The sequence below is a fragment of the Azoarcus sp. TTM-91 genome, assembly GCF_012911025.1.
In the GTDB taxonomy this organism is placed as follows: domain Bacteria; phylum Pseudomonadota; class Gammaproteobacteria; order Burkholderiales; family Rhodocyclaceae; genus Azoarcus.
This window is the reverse complement of the sequence record NZ_WUEI01000217.1, coordinates 1-2,962: the sequence shown is the minus strand read 5'-3', so window position 1 is coordinate 2,962 and position 2,962 is coordinate 1. Positions and strand designations below refer to the sequence as shown.

Here is a 2,962-nt window from a genome sequence, read left to right as displayed (position 1 = left end):
GAGCGGGGCTGCCCGCGGTGGCGCCGGCGGTGTTCAACTCGCCGCGGGCGCTGGCGCCGCCCTTGGCCTCGCCGGCCAGCGGCCTGTCCAGGCCCAGCGCGGAGGCCAATTTGTCGGTGATCTCCAAGAGGGATTTCGCCTTCTCCGGCTTGATGAGGGCGAGATCGGCGAGTTCCCGGCGCAGCATTTCCAGCTGGCCGGCGGCGGTGGGGCAGTCGCTGGTGCGGGTGCCGCACAGGGGTTTCTCGTCGGCCTTCTTTTCCAGCACGTCGATGCGGGAGAGCACGAACTTCACCCGCTCCTCGGCAGCGGTGGCCTGTGATTTCTCGTAGTTGGAATAGAACTCGAAGCCGGTCCACAGCGCGATCACGATGGGGGTGTAGAGCGCGACCAGCTTGGCGGTGCCAACCGGCTTGGGGCTGTCTTCGGCCGGCTTGGGCGGCGGCGGGCGGCTCCAGTCGGTGCCGGCGAAGCCGGGATGGGCAGCGAGGTAGTCCTGCCAAGCCTGCGGCAGGGCGGCCAGCGGGCCGGCGAGCTGGCCGCCGATCAGCCGGCCGAGCTTGCGGGTGCTTTCCCACTGGGCTTCGTCATAGAACTGGTCGGCGGTGCTTTGCTGCGGGAAGGACGGCGCGCTGTCGGCGTAGTGGGCGAGGTCGGCCGGCAGGTCGGGCAGCAGGCGCGGCTTCACCAGCAGCAGCCAGCCGGGTTCGGGGTCGTCGCGGTAGCCCACCCGCGCCAGGGCCAGCGCGGCGCCGCCGCGGGGTAGGCCGAGTGCAGGGGCGAAGAAGGCGGCGCGCCAGGGGGTGTTGCCCCACAAGGTGTCGAGGTCGGCCTCGCCGAAGAACTCGATCTCGGTGTCGAAGTCGATGCGGGCCTTCAGCACCAGGTTGGTGAGGTCGTCGAAGCTGTAGTCCGGGTCGGCTCCGCAATCGGCGACCACGATCTGCTTCAGCTTGCGCCGTATCAGCTCGTAGGCGGCGGTGTTCTCGAAGTGGCCGCCATCGGAGAGGTACCAGTAGCGGTATTCGTCAGGGTTGAAGTTGGCGGTGAATTCATCCATCAACGCGCCGGCGGTGGTGGGTGTGACGCTCTTTCCGCCGCTGCCGGAACGCCACCAGTAGCCCAGGCGCACGCCCAGCAGGCCGAGCAGGGCGGAGAAGCCCAGGCCGGTGCGCGGGCCGGCGCCGGTGGAGAAGGCGGCGCCGGAGACGGAGATCCAGCAACCCAGCGACAGGGCTTCGGCCTCCTGCCATCCGGCGGCATGCCAGACGCTGCGGCCGAGGTTGTAGCCGGCCGGCCCCACCGCCATGTTCCAGCCTTTGCGATCTGGCTGGAAGTTGCCGGTGGCGGAGTAGCGGGTCTGGTTCACATTCGCGTTGATGAGATGCAGCGGGCCGCCGTGCAGGTGGGGCGCGTAGGCGTGGCTGTCCGGTCCCTGCGCGCGCATCGGCATGTCGTCGCCCTCCACCACGTCGGAGACCGGCGTCTGGCCGCTGCCGCGCACCGGTGTTTCCGACCAGGCGATGTCGCGCTTGCGGTTGCCGGCGCCCAGGTAGGCGCGGGTGAGGCGGGCGGCATAGAACTGGTGCAGCGACGAGAGGTTGAGGAAGTCCAGGTTGCCGCGGTAGACCGCGAACATCAGCAGGAGGATGAACGCCGCCGCCAGCGCCAGCCAGCCGAGCGGGACCTGCTGCGACAGCTTGCTGCCGGCCACGCCATAGGCGGCCACCGCCCAGCCGAAGGCGACCAGCGTCATCAAGGCCACGCCGACCACCCCGATGGCGCCTTTGAGGCTACGTCCGGCGGTGCTGTTGCCCAGCTTGTTCACGCCGGAGGACAGATGGGTGGCGAGGGCGCGCAAGGCCGTCAACAAAGCGCCGGTGAGGCCGGCGCCCAGCAGCGGCAGGTCCGTCTTGTTCTCCACCACGCGCAGCGTGAGCAGCGCCAGGTCGTCCAGCAGGGCGAGGCCGGCGCCGGCGAACAGATAGAGCAGCAGGCGAGAGGAGAGCTTGGAGAGCCGGTTGCGGGCGTGGGCGAGGGTGTCGGACCCCAGCCGGGTGAGGAGCAGGATGGGCAGTGTCGCCAGCGCGGTGCCCGCCAGCATCAGCAGGCCGCGGCCGCGTGGTTGGCACTCGTGCCAGAAGACCGTCGGCGGGCTGCCGAAGGCCGGGCAGCCGGCATCGGTGAACCACAGGAGGGCGAGCGGGCCTGCCGCCAGGGCCAGGGCGACGAACACCTGGAACCAGGCGCAGCCCTTGTCGCGCCGTATCATCCAGTAGCTCCAGGCGGAGGAAATGAACAGCATCAGCGCCAGCACCGCCAGGCTCCACAGCGGCCCGGCTTCGTAGTGCGGCTCCGCGGCCTGGACCAGCTCCGGCGCGGCGGTGGCGGTAAAGGCGCTGCGCAGCCAGGCGAGCACCATGAAGGCGCTGAAGAAGATGACGGCGAGGAACACATGCACCGACAGCAGGTTGCGCAGGTAGACCGCGGCGGCGAAGCGGCGGTCCTTGCCGCCGTGCGGGGCGAGGTAGCGGCCGTTGTCGCGCAGCCAGCGGATGATGGGCGCCTCGTCGCTGGCCAGCTTGCGTTCCACGTCCTGGGCTACTGCCAGCGGCGACGCCTGAGCGTTTTCCTCGCTGGCGCGGTGGTACAGCCGGCCGAGGAAGCCGCCGATGTAGCCGCCGCCGGAGACGGTGGAGAGGTAGCCGAAAGGCTTCAGCAAGCCTTGCGCCGCCAGGGCCTGCAGCAGGCCAAGGTTGAAGGTGGCGCTGCGGATGCCGCCGCCGGAAAGGGCCAGCCCGGGGCTGCCGGATACCATCTGTCCGCTCGGCACGGCGCTCCTGGGCTGGACCTGCGCCCCGGCGGGCGGGGATGGCGCAGCCTGTGCAGGCGGGGTGGCGCTGAGGCGCTTCTCCAGCAGCCGGGCTTCTTCCTCCGCCTGTTCGGGAGCGAAGTAATGCAC

General features: G+C 70.3%; 1 pseudogene. It reads right to left on the bottom strand.

Annotated features, from left to right (window positions below):
- Window positions 1-2,962 (bottom strand): annotated as a pseudogene (locus GRF61_RS23675) (hypothetical protein); the annotation flags it as partial.